This is a genomic window from Paraburkholderia sp. GAS42 (genome assembly GCF_050436565.1).
Classification (GTDB): domain Bacteria; phylum Pseudomonadota; class Gammaproteobacteria; order Burkholderiales; family Burkholderiaceae; genus Paraburkholderia.
Map to the genome: position 1 here is coordinate 119,334 of NZ_JBNDML010000021.1, position 16,759 is coordinate 136,092.

The window sequence follows — 16,759 nt, forward strand, 5'->3', positions numbered from 1 at the left end:
AACTCCGTGCCGGAGTCGGCCTTGATGTCACACAGGATGGAATTAGTTGCGACAGATTGCTGCTATTCGAACATGCACGACAATCCCGAAGGCGCTGAGCCCAGGATACAACTATCAGGCCTCATGCGCGTGATTGGAGTGCAACCGAAGCCGCGCGATTGCCCTGCGATGTCGCAGTGACCACTTGAGACGACGCAGAGTGAGCGGTTCAGCAATCGCCATATTCAGTTGGTCCCGGATGCACCTATCCGTAAGGTCCCGTGGTCCAAATCTGTGTCAATGGGTGGTGGCACCCAGGAGGCTATTGCGCCAGTTGTCACCCAGCTCGTCCAGGGGGTCGTCCGATTCTGCGCATGGATTCGCACGGCGCGGGAGCCGTCTGCAAACGCGAGCGATTCGAAATCAAATTCGCTCGTTTCAAGGCCGGTGCCTATATCGCAATGGCCGAATTGGCGGACAAACTGGAAATTCCCTTCGCGCAGAAGCTCGAGATGGCGTTGGCAGGTATGCCACGGCGAGGACGTAGCAATTCGGTTCAGTAGTTTGACGGCAATCTCGGCATCGAACATCACGATCTCCCAGCCACGGCGCAACACTGTCAGCGTGCAACGCGCAGCAGGGGCGAGTGACGCTTCGACGAAGTGACTATAGCGAAATCAGAAAAAACTCACAGTTAACCTGACTTTGCATCGCAAGACCTTTGTTCATCGGCATTACGGCCGGGAGATGGCGCAATTTTTTTACGAGTACCCGCCGAAAATTCGGGTTTATCCTGGGGGGCAGCGTGGCCGGGTTGACTTCGAGGAATCGCTTCCGAGACCATGGTTCCTCATGCTCCTCACCAGTGACTCTGGTTGCGCGTGTTTGTGAATTTCGATGCATCTTGTCGTCTCGGCTTGTCTTTGCATTTGAGTTCCAATTTAGCAATTCGCGCTGCTTTTCCCTACCGCTTGCTGGTGTTCTTGCTGGCGCACTATTTTTTCTAAATCTCTTTTAAAAGTCAGATGAGATTGCTTCAGCGCCTGCTCTTGAACTCCACCTACCGTTCAGCCAAGTCTCAGCGTACGCGCCGTTCGTCGCTCCGCGCTCAGTCCGGTCGCAAGCATCTCAACAAAGAGACGCTCTTTCCTATGCTTGGGGGCTCAATACCCCAAGCCGGCTTGATCGGCCTGTCGAATCTCGCAGGCGCAGCGTTCTTTGCTTGCGTCGGCTATGCGCTCGCGGTCATAGCTGAAAATATCTCACGTCCGCATGTAACTGGTATTGCCGTCGGCAGCGCGGTGGCCGCGCTGGGTGGCCTCGCGTTGATGCTGCCAGTCCTCTGATCAGGAAGCTATTACGTGCTACTCGTGGCTATCGCATTCGGCGTTCTCCGTAATTCGCTTCTGCAAATCACCGATGAACTTGATGGCACACGCGGTTCAGCGGCGCGCCCGCTTAGATGAGATGTATCAGCTATGCCCATTCCCAGTGACAGTGAAGTCACGTTCTATCTGGCGTATCTTATTGCTTCGAGGGTCACCGTCGTCGCCACTCGATGGTTATTTGATGTCTCAAAGACTCGTCACTTGTCACAGAACCGCAATCGAACTGCGGCAGAGGACAGAAGTTGTGCGCGCATACTTTCGTCAACGGCCAACTAACGTAACTTTTAGTGGGACAGTTCAATGAAAATAAACTATCCGCGCATTTTTGATGCGCGCAAGCCCGATGGATTCAAGCCTGCCGTCCAACGGTGGTCTGTGTTGTTCCCCGAACACTGCCAAGCTGTTCACGTGGCGTTTTTTGCCGTCCAGGCGAGAGGCGAGTCTGACATGCGCGAGTCAGGTTTTTTTGAATGGGCGGATGCAGCGATGCAAGGCAAATACGCACCTGCATCGATTGATCACTCAAGCTTCACCGATGACGCTGGGTCGAATAACCGTGTCGTGACCGCTTACTGGATTGACTCTGGGAGCTTCAATGCATGGCAGATTGAACAGCGTCGTGATGGCTGGTGGGAGAGCGGCTCGCGCGAGTCTGGAAAATGCGGGTTCTGGCGGGAAATGCTCACAGTTCCTGTAGATCGGGTGGAGACAATCTACTGGGAAGACTACCGGGCGAATCTCGGTGCCATTCTGCCCGTCGAACCTACGCCTTATTGTGGGTACTTCGGCGCCATGCGAGATCGGATTCCGCTCGCCGCCTGTGACCGGCTCGAAACAGATGCTACAGATGCGCTTAGCAGGCCTTCGTCCGACCAGCGCATCGGAGCTCGCCGCTGGTTCGTTCATCCGCCCCATAACCTTGCCATGATTCGGTCCGCAAGTTTCTGGGGAAATTGTGATGACGAGCAGAAGGCAGATTACGATGAAAAGTTACGCGATCCGCTGGCGCGCGGCATGGATTTCTTGCGTACGAATCCAATCGAAACCGGCTGTTGCTCACTGCGCTTCCTGCAGACTCTCGACCTTGAACAGAAACCAGTGCCAGAAACGCACGCTTATGGATATTTCCTAAGTTTGGAGCACATGGAGGGCTGGGCAGAAGGCCACGCCTCACACAAAGCAATTTTCGATGCGGCCATTGCACGTTATAGCAAATATGGTCCGTCAAATCAGCTAAGGACCTGGCACGAAGTGTACGTTTTACCGTCGTACGGTCAACATTTTGAGTACATCAACTGCCACAATCGGACTGGAATACTTCCGTGGTTCAAAGCGACAGCACTTGATCGAAAAGAAAGCTGCGCAGCACTAGACGCAGTCGAATGACGGTCCTCTCCGCCCTCAGCTTGCGACTACCTCGCTGGGTGCAGAAAGGACGATGATTCCTTCAGCAAGACAGCGATGTGCCGCTGCAGGAATCTGTCAGCTCAACACCATCTTCTATCGCACCGACTTAAGGAGACGGATGACATCTATCCGTTGATCTCTTCGCTGTATCGTGACGGGCGAAGAATACTGGGACGTTGAGGTCGGAGATCTCTCTGGCCATGCCAAGGTGACATATGCTCCGAGTCGGGAATCCCGCGATGTTTTGCGTTATCGCAACGAGCCTGGGTTGCGTTTGGCTATCGGCGGATGCACAGGAGCCAGAAGTTGAATATGTGCTTCCGATGAAACTGGCGATAGAGGCAGCTGCCGAAGCGGTGCGGACTTGTTCCACAGAAGGAAATCATGTGACCGCGACGGTCGTCGACATCTCTGGAATCTCCAAGGTTGCACTTCGGGGCGATCGCGCATCGGTTAATACGATAGGTTCATCGTATCGAAAGGCATACACCGTCGTTACGATGGGACCAATCTGGCACTTTAATCTGACCAGCGAATTCACCCAGAAACTCTCGAAATATCCGCCGCTTGCTGTTCAAGCTCTTTTGGCTACCCCTGACGTTACGGCGCAACGGGGAGGGGCCGCGATCCGGGTTCACGATGAAATCGTCGCGGCAATCGGCGTTGGCGGCTCTCCTGGCGGCGATAAAGACGAAGCATGTGCCCGAGCAGGCGTTGCAAAGATTCGAAGTGAGCTGCCACGTTGATATTTGAGCCTGCATGCGAGAGGCATGGTCTATTTGTCGGAGCCTCGCGTTGCGTTGGCTGTTGGTCCGTGTCGGATCGCCCCGTGAATTCTTTTAGAACGTAGAGGAAATATGAAAACAAATTTCGCGTCGCTATCTATTGTTGTTGCGGGTCTGTTGATGTGCGCAACTCCTTCTGTAAATGCGCAGGTCTCGAAAAGCGGATATGTGTTGCCAATGAGCATCGCACTGGAAGGAGCGCAGAAGGCGGTCGAAAGCTGCGCAGCGAAGGGATATGCTGTCACAGTGACAGTCGTTGATGTCTCCGGTACTCCTCAAGTCGTTCTTCGCGGCGATTACGCCACAATCCATACGAAAGATTCCTCTTACAGAAAGGCATACACGATCGTAACGATGGGACCGATTTTTCATCTGGATACGACAAGTCAGTTCCTTGACGTTCTGTCTAAATATCCCCCGTTGGCCGCGCAAGGACTGGCGTCAACCCCCAACGTCGTAGCGCTCCCAGGCGCGGTAGCAATCAAACTTCGAGACGAAATCGTCGCTGGCATTGGCGTGGGTGGATCGCCGGGAGGGGACAAGGATGAAGTATGCGCAAAGGTGGGCGCGCAAAGAATTCAGGAAATGATGCCTCATTGAAACGATGTCTTTGGTAGCTTTTTTTCATGGGCCCACCGAGCTGCTTACGCTAACAGTAGTCTCGCTTGCCGTTGGTGAGATCGTGGTACAACAGGTGCAACGCGACTGTCGCGTAGCGAATTGCGCGAGCGTACACTGATTCACACGGAGTTGAACTACCTCGGCCTGAGGGCCGAGGCTTTCCTTGAAGCGCCATTTTCCAATGGGGCCGGTTTGCGAGGACTTCGAGTGTTCACGTATCTATCGCGGCCAGCTCACGCGATCTGGCAGCTAGCATCTCGCGCGTCAACCGCTGATAGAGGAGCGAAGTTATGCATTCGACGGCAGCAGTCGATGAATCTGCGATTGATGTGGCGTCTCGCCGCTTAACCAGCAGGATGCATTCAAAGTTCACTTGACACGAGTCCCAGCGTCAAGTCGAAACGTTGCGCTGCCTTCCACTAGATGCGGCGAGAGCCAAAGCGCTTGCGATCCCAAGGGTGACCGCCGCAAAGTATTCTGCCCTTTGGGCACCTGCAAAGGTCGCGGGATCCCCCAATAGAGCACCCAGAACAGCAACGCCGATTACGCCGCCGATCTGGCGGGCACTATTGAGAATGCCAGATGCCAACCCTCCTTGGCTGCGATGCACCGAGTCGAGAACCGCAAGACCCATTGCCGGCGTGGTGATACCAGCGCCGATACCAATAGCCATGAAAGGCAGGGCGAGCATCGCGGGCGAAAGGACGAGTCCGAGGCGGCCAAGCAGAAGGGCGCCCAACGCGGCCGTGAAATGCCCCCAGATGAGAGGGCCAAAAGGGCCATGCTTGCGCAAGATCCACGCGCCGACTCGCGTTCCGACAGCGAGGGCCAAGGTGATCGGAAGAAAGAGCAGCCCGGCTTTCATTGGAGGCAATCCAGCCAACCGTTGGAACGATAGGCTCAGCACAAAAATCAGGCCGTAGACGGCCAGATTATGCAGAAGTCCAACCAGAGCGACAGGCCCGAGAGTCCGCTGCTTGAGAAGATGCAGGGGTAACATGGGGTTTTCCTGCCTGCGCTCGACGAGCACGAAAGCTACAGAAAAACATAAAAATGCGATGCAAAGCATCCAGGTCATACTTGCCGATGAAGCTGGCCGCCCTGCGCTTATAAGACTGTAGGTGGCGGTCGCAAGCATTCCCACCGCGAGAGCCTGGCCTAGCGGATCAAGTGGTCGACCTGGATGGCGATCACTCTCCGGTATGTACTTTTGCGTCATCCAGAGCGCAAGTACACCCACAGGAACGTTAACCATAAAGATGCTTCGCCAGCCCAAAGTCTGCACAAGAATCCCGCCGAGTACCGGGCCTAGCGCTATTCCGACAGCGCCGGCACTCGCCCATGCGCTTACCGCCTTCGTCCGTTGCTGTGATGCGCGGAACGTGTGATTCAAAGCCGCGAGCGAGTTTGGGAGCAGGAGGGCGGCGCCGACGCCCTGTGCGATTCGGGCAACCTGTAATGTGTTGATTGTGGGAGCAGCCCCACACAGGGCTGATGCCAATGTGAATACCAGAAGCCCCACCATGAATGTGCGTTTGACGCCAAGCCGGTCGCCAAGTGCTCCGGATCCCAATAGCAAACTTGCGAAAGTCATCGCGTATCCGTCAACGAGCCACTGCAACTCGGACAAATTAGACCCAAACTCCAAGCCGATCCGGGCCGCCGCAAGATTAACAATCGACGTATCGAGCACGATGATGAAAAATGCTGAGCTCGCTGCGAGGACAGGTATCCAGTAGTCGGACAGAGTCGTTGATGTCGTTTCGGGCTGTGCTTCTGTTGAATTCATGAGTGAAACTCCGCGTTCGATAGCTAATTCGAGCACCACACGAAGCATCATCCAGAAAACCGAAAACACGGTGGAGTGCCGTAATCCGGTCGGCTTCGAACCTGCCCGTTCGTCGTTGTGTATATGCCCCGTACGTTGTCAAGATTGCAAAAAGGCAACTAAGGTCGGCCCGCGTGAGACGGAATGTTCTGCCGTCGAGAAGGCCGACCTACGGAGACAGATGGTGCCATCTATCGACCCGCAGATTAATCCGCTAATATTGAGCATCATCTTTTCGAAAAGTGAGAAGCCGATTGGACCGCCTCGAGGCAATGGCTATGCTGCTCACTTCTGTTGAACGAGGGAGTTTTTCCGCTGCCGCTCGAGACCTGGGTATTCCGATCCCGACGCTCATCCGCAAGATTAATGACCTTGAGAGTGGTCTACGTACGCAACTCCTGGCTCGTTCGACCCGTAAGCTGACCCTGACAGATTCGGGGGCTGTGTACGTTGAAACGGCTCGTCGCATACTGGACCTCGTAGATGAGCAGGAGCGCGAGGTGACTGGCGAATTCAAGGCTCCCCGAGGAGCGCTTGCAATCGCTACCCCGGTACTATTCGGGCGTCTTTATGTGCTTCCCGTAGTTCTGGATTTTCTCGCACAGTTTCCGGATATTGATGTCACGCTTCTGCAATCGGACCGCAACGTTGACCTCATCGAGGATCAGGTTGACCTTGCAGTTCGCATAGGAAGGCTGCCCGACAGCAGTATGATAGCGACACAGGTCGGTTCGATGCGCACAGTCGTCTGTGCTAGTCCGTCACTCCTCCGTGAAAAAGGTGAGCCGCAAACACCAACCGACCTGGCACGCATGCCATGCGTGATGTTTAACGGGCCTCGGCTATCGCCCAAATGGCGTTTCCGGACTTCGGAATCAGATGCGCTAGCGACAATTTCAGTCAAACCTCGATTGCGTGCAGCGACACCGGATGCAGCCGTGGAGGCGGCGGTTCGTGGACTTGGCTTTACATATCTGCTCGATTATCACATCGCTGACGCTGTCGACAGAGGCGAACTTCGCGTAGTCCTTGAAAAGTACGAAGTTGATCCAATTCCTGTTCATCTTGTCCATGTTGCACGTGCGCAAATGCCACTCAAGCTGAGGAGTTTCATAGATTTCGCGGTACCTCGGCTGAGAAAAACTCTGTCGAGATTTGGCAAATCTTCGAGTTGAAGTATGCAGATTCCAAGCCGCCGGACATTGAAAAGATGGTGTGCAGCCTGTCATCGTTGAGCTATGACAGCAATAACTTACAGGGAAGACAGGCGCAGTGAGCTCCTGCCCATCCGGCTTTGCAAAACTCCATCGCTGTTGTTTCTTAAATTTATGCCTCATCGTCTTCAGCAACATCATTGGACTACGTTTTCAAGCATACCGTTTGTTGCACAAGGGGCGTTCGGGCGAAAGCCGTCTGAATGGGCAGCAGGGTACGGCATCGCTTCACAGGGGCACCCACTACCATCCTATGTGCTCACGCGACAGCAGGTCCGTGATGAATGCCGAAATCCCGACAGGCCTGTCTTGCATGGCTACATATGCGTCATGTCATGGGGTCTTCAGGGTGCAGCAGGCAGAGGAACTCACGCGACTGCGGCTTGGGCGAATCGCATCGAAATAGAACGTCGATTGATGCTTCTGAAGGCCGGAGGCTACACAAGGCAACAGGCGTACGATCTTTTTGCCACAGATCCGATACCTGGGTTGGGGCCGTCATTCTTTACGAAGTTGGTGTATTTTTTTCGTTCTGATGCGGCGGTTGGCTACATCATGGACCAGTGGAGTGGAAAGTCCATTAATCTGATAACTGGGCAGCACCTGGTTCGAATTTCAGGAGATGCGCCAACATCCTCCAACACAGGCGAGAACTACGACAGTTATTGTCGTGTCGTCGAATTTCTCGCTGCGCAGGAAGATTGTACGGGCGATGAACTCGAACAGCGTCTGTTTTCTCAAAACGGCCTGTACGGGCGCCAGAGGGGGGCCTGGAGAAATCACGTTCGCGCCCATTGGGCGACAGGGAAGCCCACCCATCGATACAACCATGACGAAATGATGGCGTGGGCGGACGCTCTCTGAAATCGCTCGCATCCCAAGAATCCCGCTGGCACCGTTTCGAGTAGGTAATGTCTGCTACGCGAGTGTTTGCAGACGAAGATGCGAAACAGTGCACCTGATTGAAGTTGACGCAGCAAAGCTGGACGATGCCGCGCGAGAGTTGGGTTGCGAGGTGACAATCAGCACAGTCATCGATCCGGCTGACAAGACGGTGGGTGGTATGCGACACCGTAGCATTCGGCGTCGCATAAATCGGCGGTTACGACATCGTTGTGCGCAATGCAGGCATCATTTGCGCCGTGTCGCATGTGGTGGACTGTATTCTACCTGGGCCGCCATCGACGGCTTTCTAGCGTTCGAGCGAGATGAGCGTCACGGCCAATGACCGGAGTAAGCCGCGAAGGTCTTCGACGGATTGTTGCGCTCGGGCGCAATATCGCGTTCGGGGAGGTCGCGCAGGCAGCGCTCTATCTTTTGTTAGATACAGGCGCGGTAGTGAAAATGTTTGATCTTCAGGATTAACGGGGCCTGATCGGATGGCAGCCACGGCTGGAGCGTCTTTTTTCCCGTCCTTCGCAGCGACGGAGGACCGCCATACTATTGACTTCCTGTGGCGTTAGCGTATTCTATCTATCTAAAGATAGATTGGGGGCAGTGCCATGAGCGAAATTAATAAAGCGATTATGGATGCAGCCGAGCGGCGTATGCGCCTTGGCGGTTTCGGTGGTTTTAGCTTCCGGGAGATCGCCGTTGATGTCGGCATCAAAAGTTCGAGTGTGCATTATCACTTCCCGACGAAAGAGAATCTAGCGGCAGCCGTCATTCGTCGGTATACCGACAATGTTGAGGCTGTTATCAGCGAGCGGCTCGAGGGCGATCCAGACGTTGTGCGCGCCTGGATAGGGGCCTTCAGAGGCACCTTATTCTCAGAGGCTCGTATGTGCCCAGCCACCGTACTTGGTGCCGCTGCACTCGACTTGCCGTCAGAGGTCGCTGCCGAAGTGAAAAGGTATTTCAACATGTGCCTGAGAAAGCTCGCGGGCGCAGGTCTGTCCGACAGCGAGGCGGCGCAGTTCTTGTCGACTTTGACTGGCGCATTGGTTATTGCCAATGCGCTTGGCGACCGCACTGCGTACGATCGCGCTACCAGGGAGTTGTTGAGCCAGCGAGAGGCAAGGGTGGCGAATTGATTGAACGCAATGCGCGATCGCGTGCTTCGCCAATTACAGCGATGCGTTTTCCGCGAACAAAGTCCTTGAATTCCTAGCGTCCTAGGATTTTTTTTGCGCTTGCCACGGTTTAAGAAGTCTCCGTCCGGCCTTTGCAAACGCACGAATTTTCTCAAAGTCTTTACGTCCATCCGGATGCTCGAGCCCCGAGTTTGCATCGATGCCTGCTGGATCGACTTTTTCGATCGCAGCAGAGATGTTTTCGGGGTTGAGTCCCCCTGCCAGGATAACGGGGAGTTCAACCGCTCGAACGATTGCACGACTCACGCCCCAATCATGGATCTGTCCAGTTCCCCCCAAGCCGTCCTGTGTTCCCGAGTCCAATAGCAGCATGTCGACATGTGGCGCATAGCCTATCGCTTCCATGAGAGCTTCATTGTTCACAACGTGGACAGCCTTGATGAGTTCCACGTCCGGCAGGAGTAGGCGAAGCTTGCCAATTTCCGTCACTGGGAGCTCACCATGAATTTGAATCGCGCTGACTCCCACGAACTTTGCAATGGTTGAAATTGCAATCAGATCGAGTAAATTGGTCACCATGACAGAACGTACCCGTTTCGGGATCGCATCGACGACTTTCTGTCCTGTTTCTATTCTGATTCGATCTCGAACCACGCTCGATATTCCGAGCAAGAGGCCGATGGTATTTGCACCGGCGTCAACTGCCCCGAGCGCTTCCTCGATTGTTTGAATTCCACAAACTTTAATGAAAGGATCCACTTGGAGCTCCACTTTCTACCTGCAGCAACTAATCGTCAAATAGGGACGTCCTGGTCGTGCATCATGGGACAACCGTTCACACCGATGCATTGTGCACTGGCAGCTAGAATCAGCGGTCAGCGCCCTGTGGGCCTGCGGAAGCAGCAAAACAGAGGACGCTCTTTTCTTCGCAAAAAACAAGCTGAATTGGCCCCTACGCTAGCGCGCAGAGGCCCGCAACCCTCAGGCTTGTGCTTTCGAACCACTGCGTGGAGAAATCAGCAGCCAACTTGACGCGCTAGAGAGTGCCGCGACTACTGCGCCGACCGCAAGCGCCGCTCCAAAACCGTGCGCTACGCTAGTACGCACTGCCTGCTCAATCGTGGAGCGGGTCTGCACAGGCAGGTCAGACAGGCCGCCGGCCGCATCTCCTCCCACGATACGCAAGCTCAACACATGCCAATCAACAATCTGTCCAGGGACAAGTGGCGCTCCGAGCCGGTGGAGACTTGCCTCGGCGACGGCCGCGAGCACGGCACCGAGACCTGACAATCCGATAATAATGCCCACAAAACGGGTCGCGCCTGCGATGCCAGAGGCCATCCCAGCTCGTTCGGGCGGCACGGCGCTAACCTGAGCTTTTGTTGTCTCGCTATTCAGCAGTCCAGCGCCCGATCCCGTTATTATCATGCCGACCGCCGCCGCCCAGTATCCGAGGCCGACAAATATCGTGGCAGAGATGACCGCGTCGCCGAGCGCGACCAACCCCAATCCGAAGCTAAGGATCGCTCGACTCGACATGTGCATAGCCAGCTTCCCGCCGACACTTGGGCCGATCAGCAGCGGGATGGCAAAAGGTATCATCGCCAGCCCAGCGACTGCGGGCGAGTGTTTGAATGCATCCTGCAGGTAGAGAGGGAGAAGGGTCATCATGACCTGCGCCGCCGCTGCGTAACCCAGCATGGAGATGGCAGCGCCGACGACCATTCGGTCGCGAAAGAGAGACAGATCTATCATCGGTCGCGGATGCATCCGCTCCGCGAAGACAAAAGCGACAAGTAGTAATGCGCCAGCGATCAGCTTGACTAGCGTGGTAGTGCTTTCCCAGCCGACACTATTGGCGCTGATCAGGGCCCACACCACACTGAATAGTCCTGTCCCGAAGAGAAAAATACCCGGGGCGTCCAGTTTTCCAACGTTGGGATCTCGTGATTCATCAACTGATGCTACGACAAGCGAGATGAGACAAACGCCGATAGGAAGGTTGATGAGAAAGGCCCAACGCCAACCTAGATAGGACGTGACGAGGCCGCCCACAACAGGCCCAAGAGATGGCGCTACGCCCATCACAGTACCCCAGATTGCAAATACGCGAACGCGTTCATTGGCCTGAAAGCCATGAGCAATTACTGCAAGCGATGCGCTAAGCTGAAGCGAGGCGCCCACGGCCTGTAGCGCGCGCGCTCCGTCAAGCACACCCAAGGTGGGAGCAAGGCCGCAGAGCAGGGACGCGAGAGTAAAGACTGACAAGCCGAGAAGCAGCATGCGTCGTCGTCCGAGGCGATCAGCCAAGGCACCTGCCGGTATCAGTAACGCGGCGAACGGAAGAATGTAGGCAGTGACCACCCACTCCACATCGGTAAATTCACCGTGCAGATCCCGAGCGATTGATGGAAGCGAAACCGCAACGATGTTGGAGTCAAGCATGATCAGGAACGGAGCTCCTGCGCAACACAGCAACATGCGAAGCTTGCGGCCAGACAGCCGTCGCGCAGATATCTCTTTAGCCGCACGCATAGTTGATTGAGTCATGACGATGTCCCTATTCCCGCTCCGCGCACTGGCTGCCATCCAGCCTTGCCATCTTTGGCGATGTGTCGCAATGACATCCAGCACCTCCTGCGCGAAGTATGAACAGGAGTATAAGTGTACGCCTCGTGAATATCGGGCGCTTCCGAAGCTTCGATATTGTTTCTGACGTCAAGGCAAAGAAAGCATGACTGTGGATCGCGAAGCGATAAGTAATCAATCGACGCCGCAAGAACGATGGTTTTCTGCAGAGTTTCCCCATTGCTGAGATACTGAGTTTGCTCGCTGGTACAGGGGCAGACTACAGCTCCGGCTTAGCCCACTCTCGTTGAGTGGGCTTTTTTTAAGGCCGGTTAGAGATCTGCCTTCGTACGAAAGCAGGTGGCTAACAAGAAGGTTACGACGTCTCTTGAAATCTGCTTGACGTCATGATGGGCAACACCGTCCTTGCTGGAGGAATCGCCAGGTGCAGAAACCATCGCGACAGAATTGTTGAATAGAAGGATAGAGGATGAGCGGGGTCCAGGTGGCGCGCCTATCACACTGTAGATGGAAAAATTATATGACCACGAGCTTGCCCACGTGGCGCGCCGCCGTTGCGCTACTGTAGAAAAAACTCATTGCGTCGATTCTCGACCGATGAGGCAATCAATCGATTTGCGTCGCTTTCTACGATGTTCAGCCGTCAAAAGTTGTACTGCAGGTATATCTCACTGAAATTGATACCTGGATTCGGCTCCTTGATGCTCGCGTTTGACAGATGCTGAAAACGAAAGCCAGCCTGGTACTGTTGCTTCGAACCGAACTGAGCACCGACGCCAACCATATCTGCAAACTGAAACGCGCTCGACAGCGTATATGATTCGGAGATGCGCGGATGGGTGATGAGCCTCACGCCAACACCCGCTTCGACAAACGGGCGTACCAGACCTGAGCCTCTGATAAATCGAATCACGGGTGTAGCGCCGAATTCGAAGATGTTATCGTGGACGTTGCCTTCGTTTGTATGCCAGTACGCGGCATGACCCTCGGCCACAAATGCAAAGTGCCAGCCACCGATCTCCCACCATGTCCAGTTGGGGTCCCACACGAGGCCCAAGTCTGCTTTTTTTACATGATGATCTGCAACGCCGCCGGCGGCTTGTACGCCCCATGAATCTGCGACGGCCGCCTGAGGTTGTAGCAACAACGATATGGGCAATATTGTCAAAATTCCGCAATGTCCGAATTTCTGAAGAATGGTGCAACATGAACGTTGGAGCATGGTTAAAGTCATTGTTCGGAGTTGGAGTTATTAGTGTCGCGTTGCGGTACAGCACCGAGACACAGCTTACCCGAAGTCGCAGAACGAAGCAGAAAACCAGCACCTTTCCTTGCTTGAATGCAGCATGAAAGAAATTGAGAGTCAGCAGAAATGGAGAAGAGCATCACGCTCGCTCACCAGATCCTTTCTTGTTGTACTCAGCCTATGTAGGAGATGATGGCTATCCGCTATCTACGTTCAAGAATAGATCGGCTATCCGTTAGGTGTGGGTACCGACCGACGTTGCGTCTCTTGTTCCAGGCGTGCAGCCTTCCACGACGAATCAAGCCTCATTGACAACTTGATTGATGTCGCGCGTGCGACACCTAGCCTGGCGAAAGACACATGGTCATTGTGTTGGACGATAGATGACGAGTTTTTCGAAAAACATGATGAGGTCGATGAAGCGTATTCAACCCAGACCTGTAGCTGCTGTAACAGGCGCACAGGCCCGAAGGGCCTGCAAGGTTTGCGAATAAGAGAATGGACCTGTCCCTAGTGTGGCGCGTATCATCATCGCGACGTCAACACGTTAGAGAACATTCTTGCGGCGGGACGTCGCCGTCTGGCAGTAGGAATCCCCGTCCTTCCCGCGCCGGGCGCGGCGGTCGTAGGCTGAGGGCGGGGAGGGCGTCAATCCATCAGTCATCTCGAAAAGACAAACTCTGAGCCGTCCCAGCAGTTGGCTATTCGCGTAAAGTATGGCAGGCCGACGAGGAGAGCGTCCTGCAACAAAGAAAGCTGTACATGGAACACCGATGGAATCACTACCTGCCGTGCCGGCGCCCTTCGTGAACGGGTAGAAATCGTAGCCCGAGAGGAACCGCCGCTCCCGCTCCCACACCTTCGTCGACAGCCCGTTGCAGTGGTTCCAGAGGAAGTTGATTGCGCGTGCCTGCTCCTGCAGCACACGGGTGTGCCTGTCTTTGAGTCGGAGGTGGAGAACGCGGGTAGTTTGCTGCATATGCCGTCACGGTTGTTTCTTCGTATAGGCACATCTGGAATTCTCCTTAAAAAATCACACCATTCCAGCTTCGCTGTCTACACCCGCCTTTCATCCTCGACCTGAAGGCCGAGGTCTTTAGGCGAATCGCGGATAAAACGCGGAGACAACATCTACATGCCGCGTCACATAGACAGAAAGGCTCCACCAAATGCGACGGCAATGATCCTCGCTTCTTTCCTGGACGAGCGCTATTTTTCGAGCAATACGTCGAAATTTGGCATTGAAGCAGGTCGTTAGTCGACGACAGATATTTGGCCTTTGCGTGTCCTTCCTCGGGCGACTGGCTCCCGGAAGTATCTTGTCGATCTGCAACGGCGTTGAGCACTCGAAGGTGGGCTTGGGAAGGCCCAGCGCGCAGAATGATGTTCTGCACGAGTGCGACCCACGCAAAAAATAAAGAATTCCGGGAAAGACCAACTGCATAAGCCTGCTATGGCAGCTCATGCAGCAGTACGGCATTGTTCGAAAAATGGCGAATAGTTTCCTGAATACTGGGTAAGTTGCATCGCGAAACATATGCAAGAATTCGCCGTGCAGCTGAAAAGCTTTCGCTACGTGAGCAGGGCGTTCGAGTGCATCCATGATGCGTTGATCGCACGGATCAACGCGGTTAGTAGTTTTCTAGTGGAGAAGATCCACGTTCACGCAACAGGTGAAGCGCCAATCTTATACAGCGGGATTCGCTACGAACGCATCCTCCAGGCATCCGAGCTACCCGTAACTACGACGAATGGTTGCGATACGTGAATCTTGCGTGGAGGTCAGATGAGTCGCGTGAGATGCGAATCTGCTGGATTGGTCGGAGCAAGATCGTTGACGCGCTTGGAAATGCGTGGCGTTCTTAAATGTGGTCATTTTTGTCCTTGAAAGGAAGAACGGAATCATGAAGTTACTGTATGTGAAGGGATCCCCTCGTGGTGACAGCGCGCGCTCAGCTAAAGTGGCAGCGGCTTTCCTCGATGCCTATCGTGCAAAACATCCGGATGCGGAAATCGAAGAACTTGATCTTTGGCAAGCTGCATTGCCAGAATTTGACGGTGATCGTGCTGCTGCGAAGTTGAGCTTTTTTGGCGATGCGGCAATGAATGGTGACCAGCAGACTGCTTGGGATGAGATTGTCAAGATTACCAGCCACTTCGCTGGCGCAGACGATTTCCTGTTTACCGTGCCGATGTGGAACAACGGAATTCCTTATCGTCTGAAGCTCTATATCGACATCATCACGCAACCGGGACTGACGTTCGGATTCGAGTCGGAGACAGGTTCCTACGGCTTGCTCAAGAACAAGCGTGCGACGGCAATCTATTCAAGCGGAGTTTATGCTGAAGGGTTACCAAAGGGCTTTGGTACCGACTTCCACTCGACCTATTTCAATGAGTGGCTTGACTTCATCGGCGTCAAAGACGTCGCGAGTGTGCGCTATCAGCCAAACATGTTGACCACTGATCCGGAAGGTACGCTACGTGCAGCGCTGGACGCTGCGAAGGCTGCTGCGATCCGCTAAACCTTCACTAGGTAGAGGTGGCAATGCGCGACCGTGTCGGCGCAGTCAAAAAGTCCGTCGCGCAGAGCAGACAGCTTCCATCGGAGGCTTCTCGGTAGCGCAAAGGCAGTCAGCCGGTGGCGCATCGCGCCGGGGTTTGTAGCAGTAGGCGCTGAGTCTGTGCAAACCTGCTCATCGCGTTTAAGAACACCGGGTATCTTCCCGGCGATATCGGATGCGACTTCTATCAATTGGCGAAACGGCGGTAGAACTGGGCGTAGCGGTAAGCACGCTGCGACGCTGGCATCGACAGGGCCCGTTGATGCCCCTCGGCCGGACTCCTAGCGACCATCGGCGATACCAGCGGGACACGGTGCGCGCCACCCTGGGCGCTGAGCCAGCTGTCGCAGGCAAGACCGTCTGTTACGCCCGTGTTTCATCAAATGACCAAAGCGAACAGATCAGGACTCAGGCTGCGAAGCTCGAAAGGCACTGTGCCGAAGCGGGCTTCACTGATGTCGAGGTCATCACTGATCCAGCCATTCACGCACTCCATCTGACCGTCTTTGGCGAAAACATGGCGTCGTACCAACTGTTTCCGCTGGTCAGGCAGTGGCGGCAGCTTTAATGCCTTTGGTGTTGGCAACCGCATTGATGCGCATGGTAGCGAGTTCAGAGACGAGTAGTGCAATGAGGACCATCACGCTTGCAAGATAGCCAAGATTGTGGCTGCCAATAATCGGGATTGCGGCAGCGCCGATTACGCCTGCGATTGATACTCCGATGTATGTACCCGAGGTGTTGAGTCCCACCAGCACCGGAGCCATCGCAGGATTCAATGTCACGAGGCGGAACTGTTGCGGGACAAGCAGGCCCCAGGCACAAGCGCCCCAGACAGTGACGGCGATTGCCGCGCTCCACAGGTGAGTCCCGGACCAAGGCATCGAAATAATGACAGCCATCACCGCGATGAGCATGACGATGATCACCTTGCGCGAGCCGATCCTGTCAAGCACACGGCCTGTAAGCAGATTGGTGACCGTTCCCGCTAGGCCCCACAACACCAGGAGCATGTGTCACGGATCGGCGTAATCGAGCCGGGGATGATCGGCATAATGAGGCCACTCAGAATGGCCCCGAAACGCGATTTCGAAGGGTCTCAAGA

Annotated in this window: 15 protein-coding genes; 10 read left to right on the forward strand and 5 right to left on the reverse strand. The window is 54.8% G+C overall.

What is annotated here, in order from left to right:
- The first annotated feature begins 353 nt into the window (after positions 1-353).
- The 5 genes from P3T16_RS27060 (at position 354) to P3T16_RS27080 (ending at position 4,159) form a co-directional block, all read left to right on the forward strand.
- Complete coding sequence (locus tag P3T16_RS27060; RefSeq protein WP_429344619.1) at positions 354-542, forward strand: hypothetical protein; 189 nt, start codon at positions 354-356, stop codon at positions 540-542.
- A 462-nt stretch (positions 543-1,004) separates the two neighbouring features.
- On the forward strand, positions 1,005-1,325 hold the full coding sequence (locus tag P3T16_RS27065) for a hypothetical protein (protein WP_429344620.1): 321 nt from the start codon (positions 1,005-1,007) through the stop codon (positions 1,323-1,325).
- Between the two features lie 342 nt (positions 1,326-1,667).
- Positions 1,668-2,753 carry a phenylacetaldoxime dehydratase family protein gene (locus P3T16_RS27070; RefSeq protein ID WP_429344621.1) on the forward strand — a complete coding sequence of 362 codons (1,086 nt, stop codon included), beginning with the start codon at positions 1,668-1,670 and terminating at the stop codon, positions 2,751-2,753.
- 344 nt (positions 2,754-3,097) lie between these two features.
- A complete protein-coding gene (locus P3T16_RS27075) occupies positions 3,098-3,520 on the forward strand; it encodes a GlcG/HbpS family heme-binding protein (RefSeq protein ID WP_429344622.1) in 423 nt (140 codons plus the stop codon).
- 111 nt (positions 3,521-3,631) lie between these two features.
- On the forward strand, positions 3,632-4,159 hold the full coding sequence (locus tag P3T16_RS27080; RefSeq protein WP_429344623.1) for a GlcG/HbpS family heme-binding protein: 528 nt from the start codon (positions 3,632-3,634) through the stop codon (positions 4,157-4,159).
- A gap of 412 nt (positions 4,160-4,571) precedes the next feature.
- Here P3T16_RS27080 and P3T16_RS27085 read toward each other — a convergent pair whose 3' ends face one another.
- Positions 4,572-6,038 (reverse strand): MFS transporter, encoded by a 1,467-nt coding sequence (locus P3T16_RS27085; protein WP_429344624.1) that lies wholly within the window; start codon positions 6,036-6,038, stop codon positions 4,572-4,574.
- Between the two features lie 242 nt (positions 6,039-6,280).
- Here P3T16_RS27085 and P3T16_RS27090 point away from each other — a divergent pair, with 242 nt between their 5' ends.
- The 3 genes from P3T16_RS27090 to P3T16_RS27100 all read left to right on the forward strand — a co-directional run bounded on the left by P3T16_RS27090 (position 6,281) and on the right by P3T16_RS27100 (position 9,255).
- Positions 6,281-7,183: a LysR substrate-binding domain-containing protein gene (locus P3T16_RS27090; protein ID WP_429344625.1), complete on the forward strand. Its 903-nt coding sequence runs from the start codon at positions 6,281-6,283 to the stop codon at positions 7,181-7,183.
- 153 nt (positions 7,184-7,336) lie between these two features.
- Positions 7,337-8,086 (forward strand): hypothetical protein, encoded by a 750-nt coding sequence (locus P3T16_RS27095; RefSeq protein ID WP_429344635.1) that lies wholly within the window; start codon positions 7,337-7,339, stop codon positions 8,084-8,086.
- A gap of 638 nt (positions 8,087-8,724) precedes the next feature.
- Entirely contained in the window at positions 8,725-9,255 is a 531-nt protein-coding gene (locus P3T16_RS27100; RefSeq protein WP_429344626.1) for a TetR/AcrR family transcriptional regulator, read from the forward strand.
- A gap of 81 nt (positions 9,256-9,336) precedes the next feature.
- Here the strand turns inward: P3T16_RS27100 and P3T16_RS27105 are convergent, their stop codons facing one another.
- The 3 genes from P3T16_RS27105 to P3T16_RS27115 all read right to left on the reverse strand — a co-directional run bounded on the left by P3T16_RS27105 (position 9,337) and on the right by P3T16_RS27115 (position 13,066).
- Positions 9,337-10,014, reverse strand: coding sequence for a phosphoribosylanthranilate isomerase (locus P3T16_RS27105; RefSeq protein ID WP_429344627.1), 678 nt, complete (start codon positions 10,012-10,014; stop codon positions 9,337-9,339).
- 222 nt (positions 10,015-10,236) lie between these two features.
- A complete protein-coding gene (locus tag P3T16_RS27110; RefSeq protein WP_429344628.1) occupies positions 10,237-11,805 on the reverse strand; it encodes an MFS transporter in 1,569 nt (522 codons plus the stop codon).
- Between the two features lie 682 nt (positions 11,806-12,487).
- A complete protein-coding gene (locus P3T16_RS27115) occupies positions 12,488-13,066 on the reverse strand; it encodes an acyloxyacyl hydrolase (RefSeq protein ID WP_429344629.1) in 579 nt (192 codons plus the stop codon).
- A 1,928-nt stretch (positions 13,067-14,994) separates the two neighbouring features.
- Between P3T16_RS27115 and P3T16_RS27120 the strand changes: the two genes are divergently transcribed.
- Both P3T16_RS27120 and P3T16_RS27125 read left to right on the forward strand, forming a co-directional pair.
- The gene (locus P3T16_RS27120; RefSeq protein WP_429344630.1) at positions 14,995-15,615 is read left to right on the forward strand and encodes an FMN-dependent NADH-azoreductase; all 621 of its coding nucleotides are present in this window, start codon (positions 14,995-14,997) and stop codon (positions 15,613-15,615) included.
- A gap of 214 nt (positions 15,616-15,829) precedes the next feature.
- Entirely contained in the window at positions 15,830-16,222 is a 393-nt protein-coding gene (locus P3T16_RS27125; RefSeq protein ID WP_429344631.1) for an IS607 family transposase, read from the forward strand.
- On the opposite strand, the gene P3T16_RS27130 is transcribed toward P3T16_RS27125, so the two are convergent.
- Positions 16,200-16,667 carry a hypothetical protein gene (locus tag P3T16_RS27130; protein WP_429344632.1) on the reverse strand — a complete coding sequence of 156 codons (468 nt, stop codon included), beginning with the start codon at positions 16,665-16,667 and terminating at the stop codon, positions 16,200-16,202. The two genes, P3T16_RS27125 and P3T16_RS27130, sit on opposite strands and share 23 nt — an antisense overlap.
- Positions 16,668-16,759 lie beyond the last annotated feature (92 nt).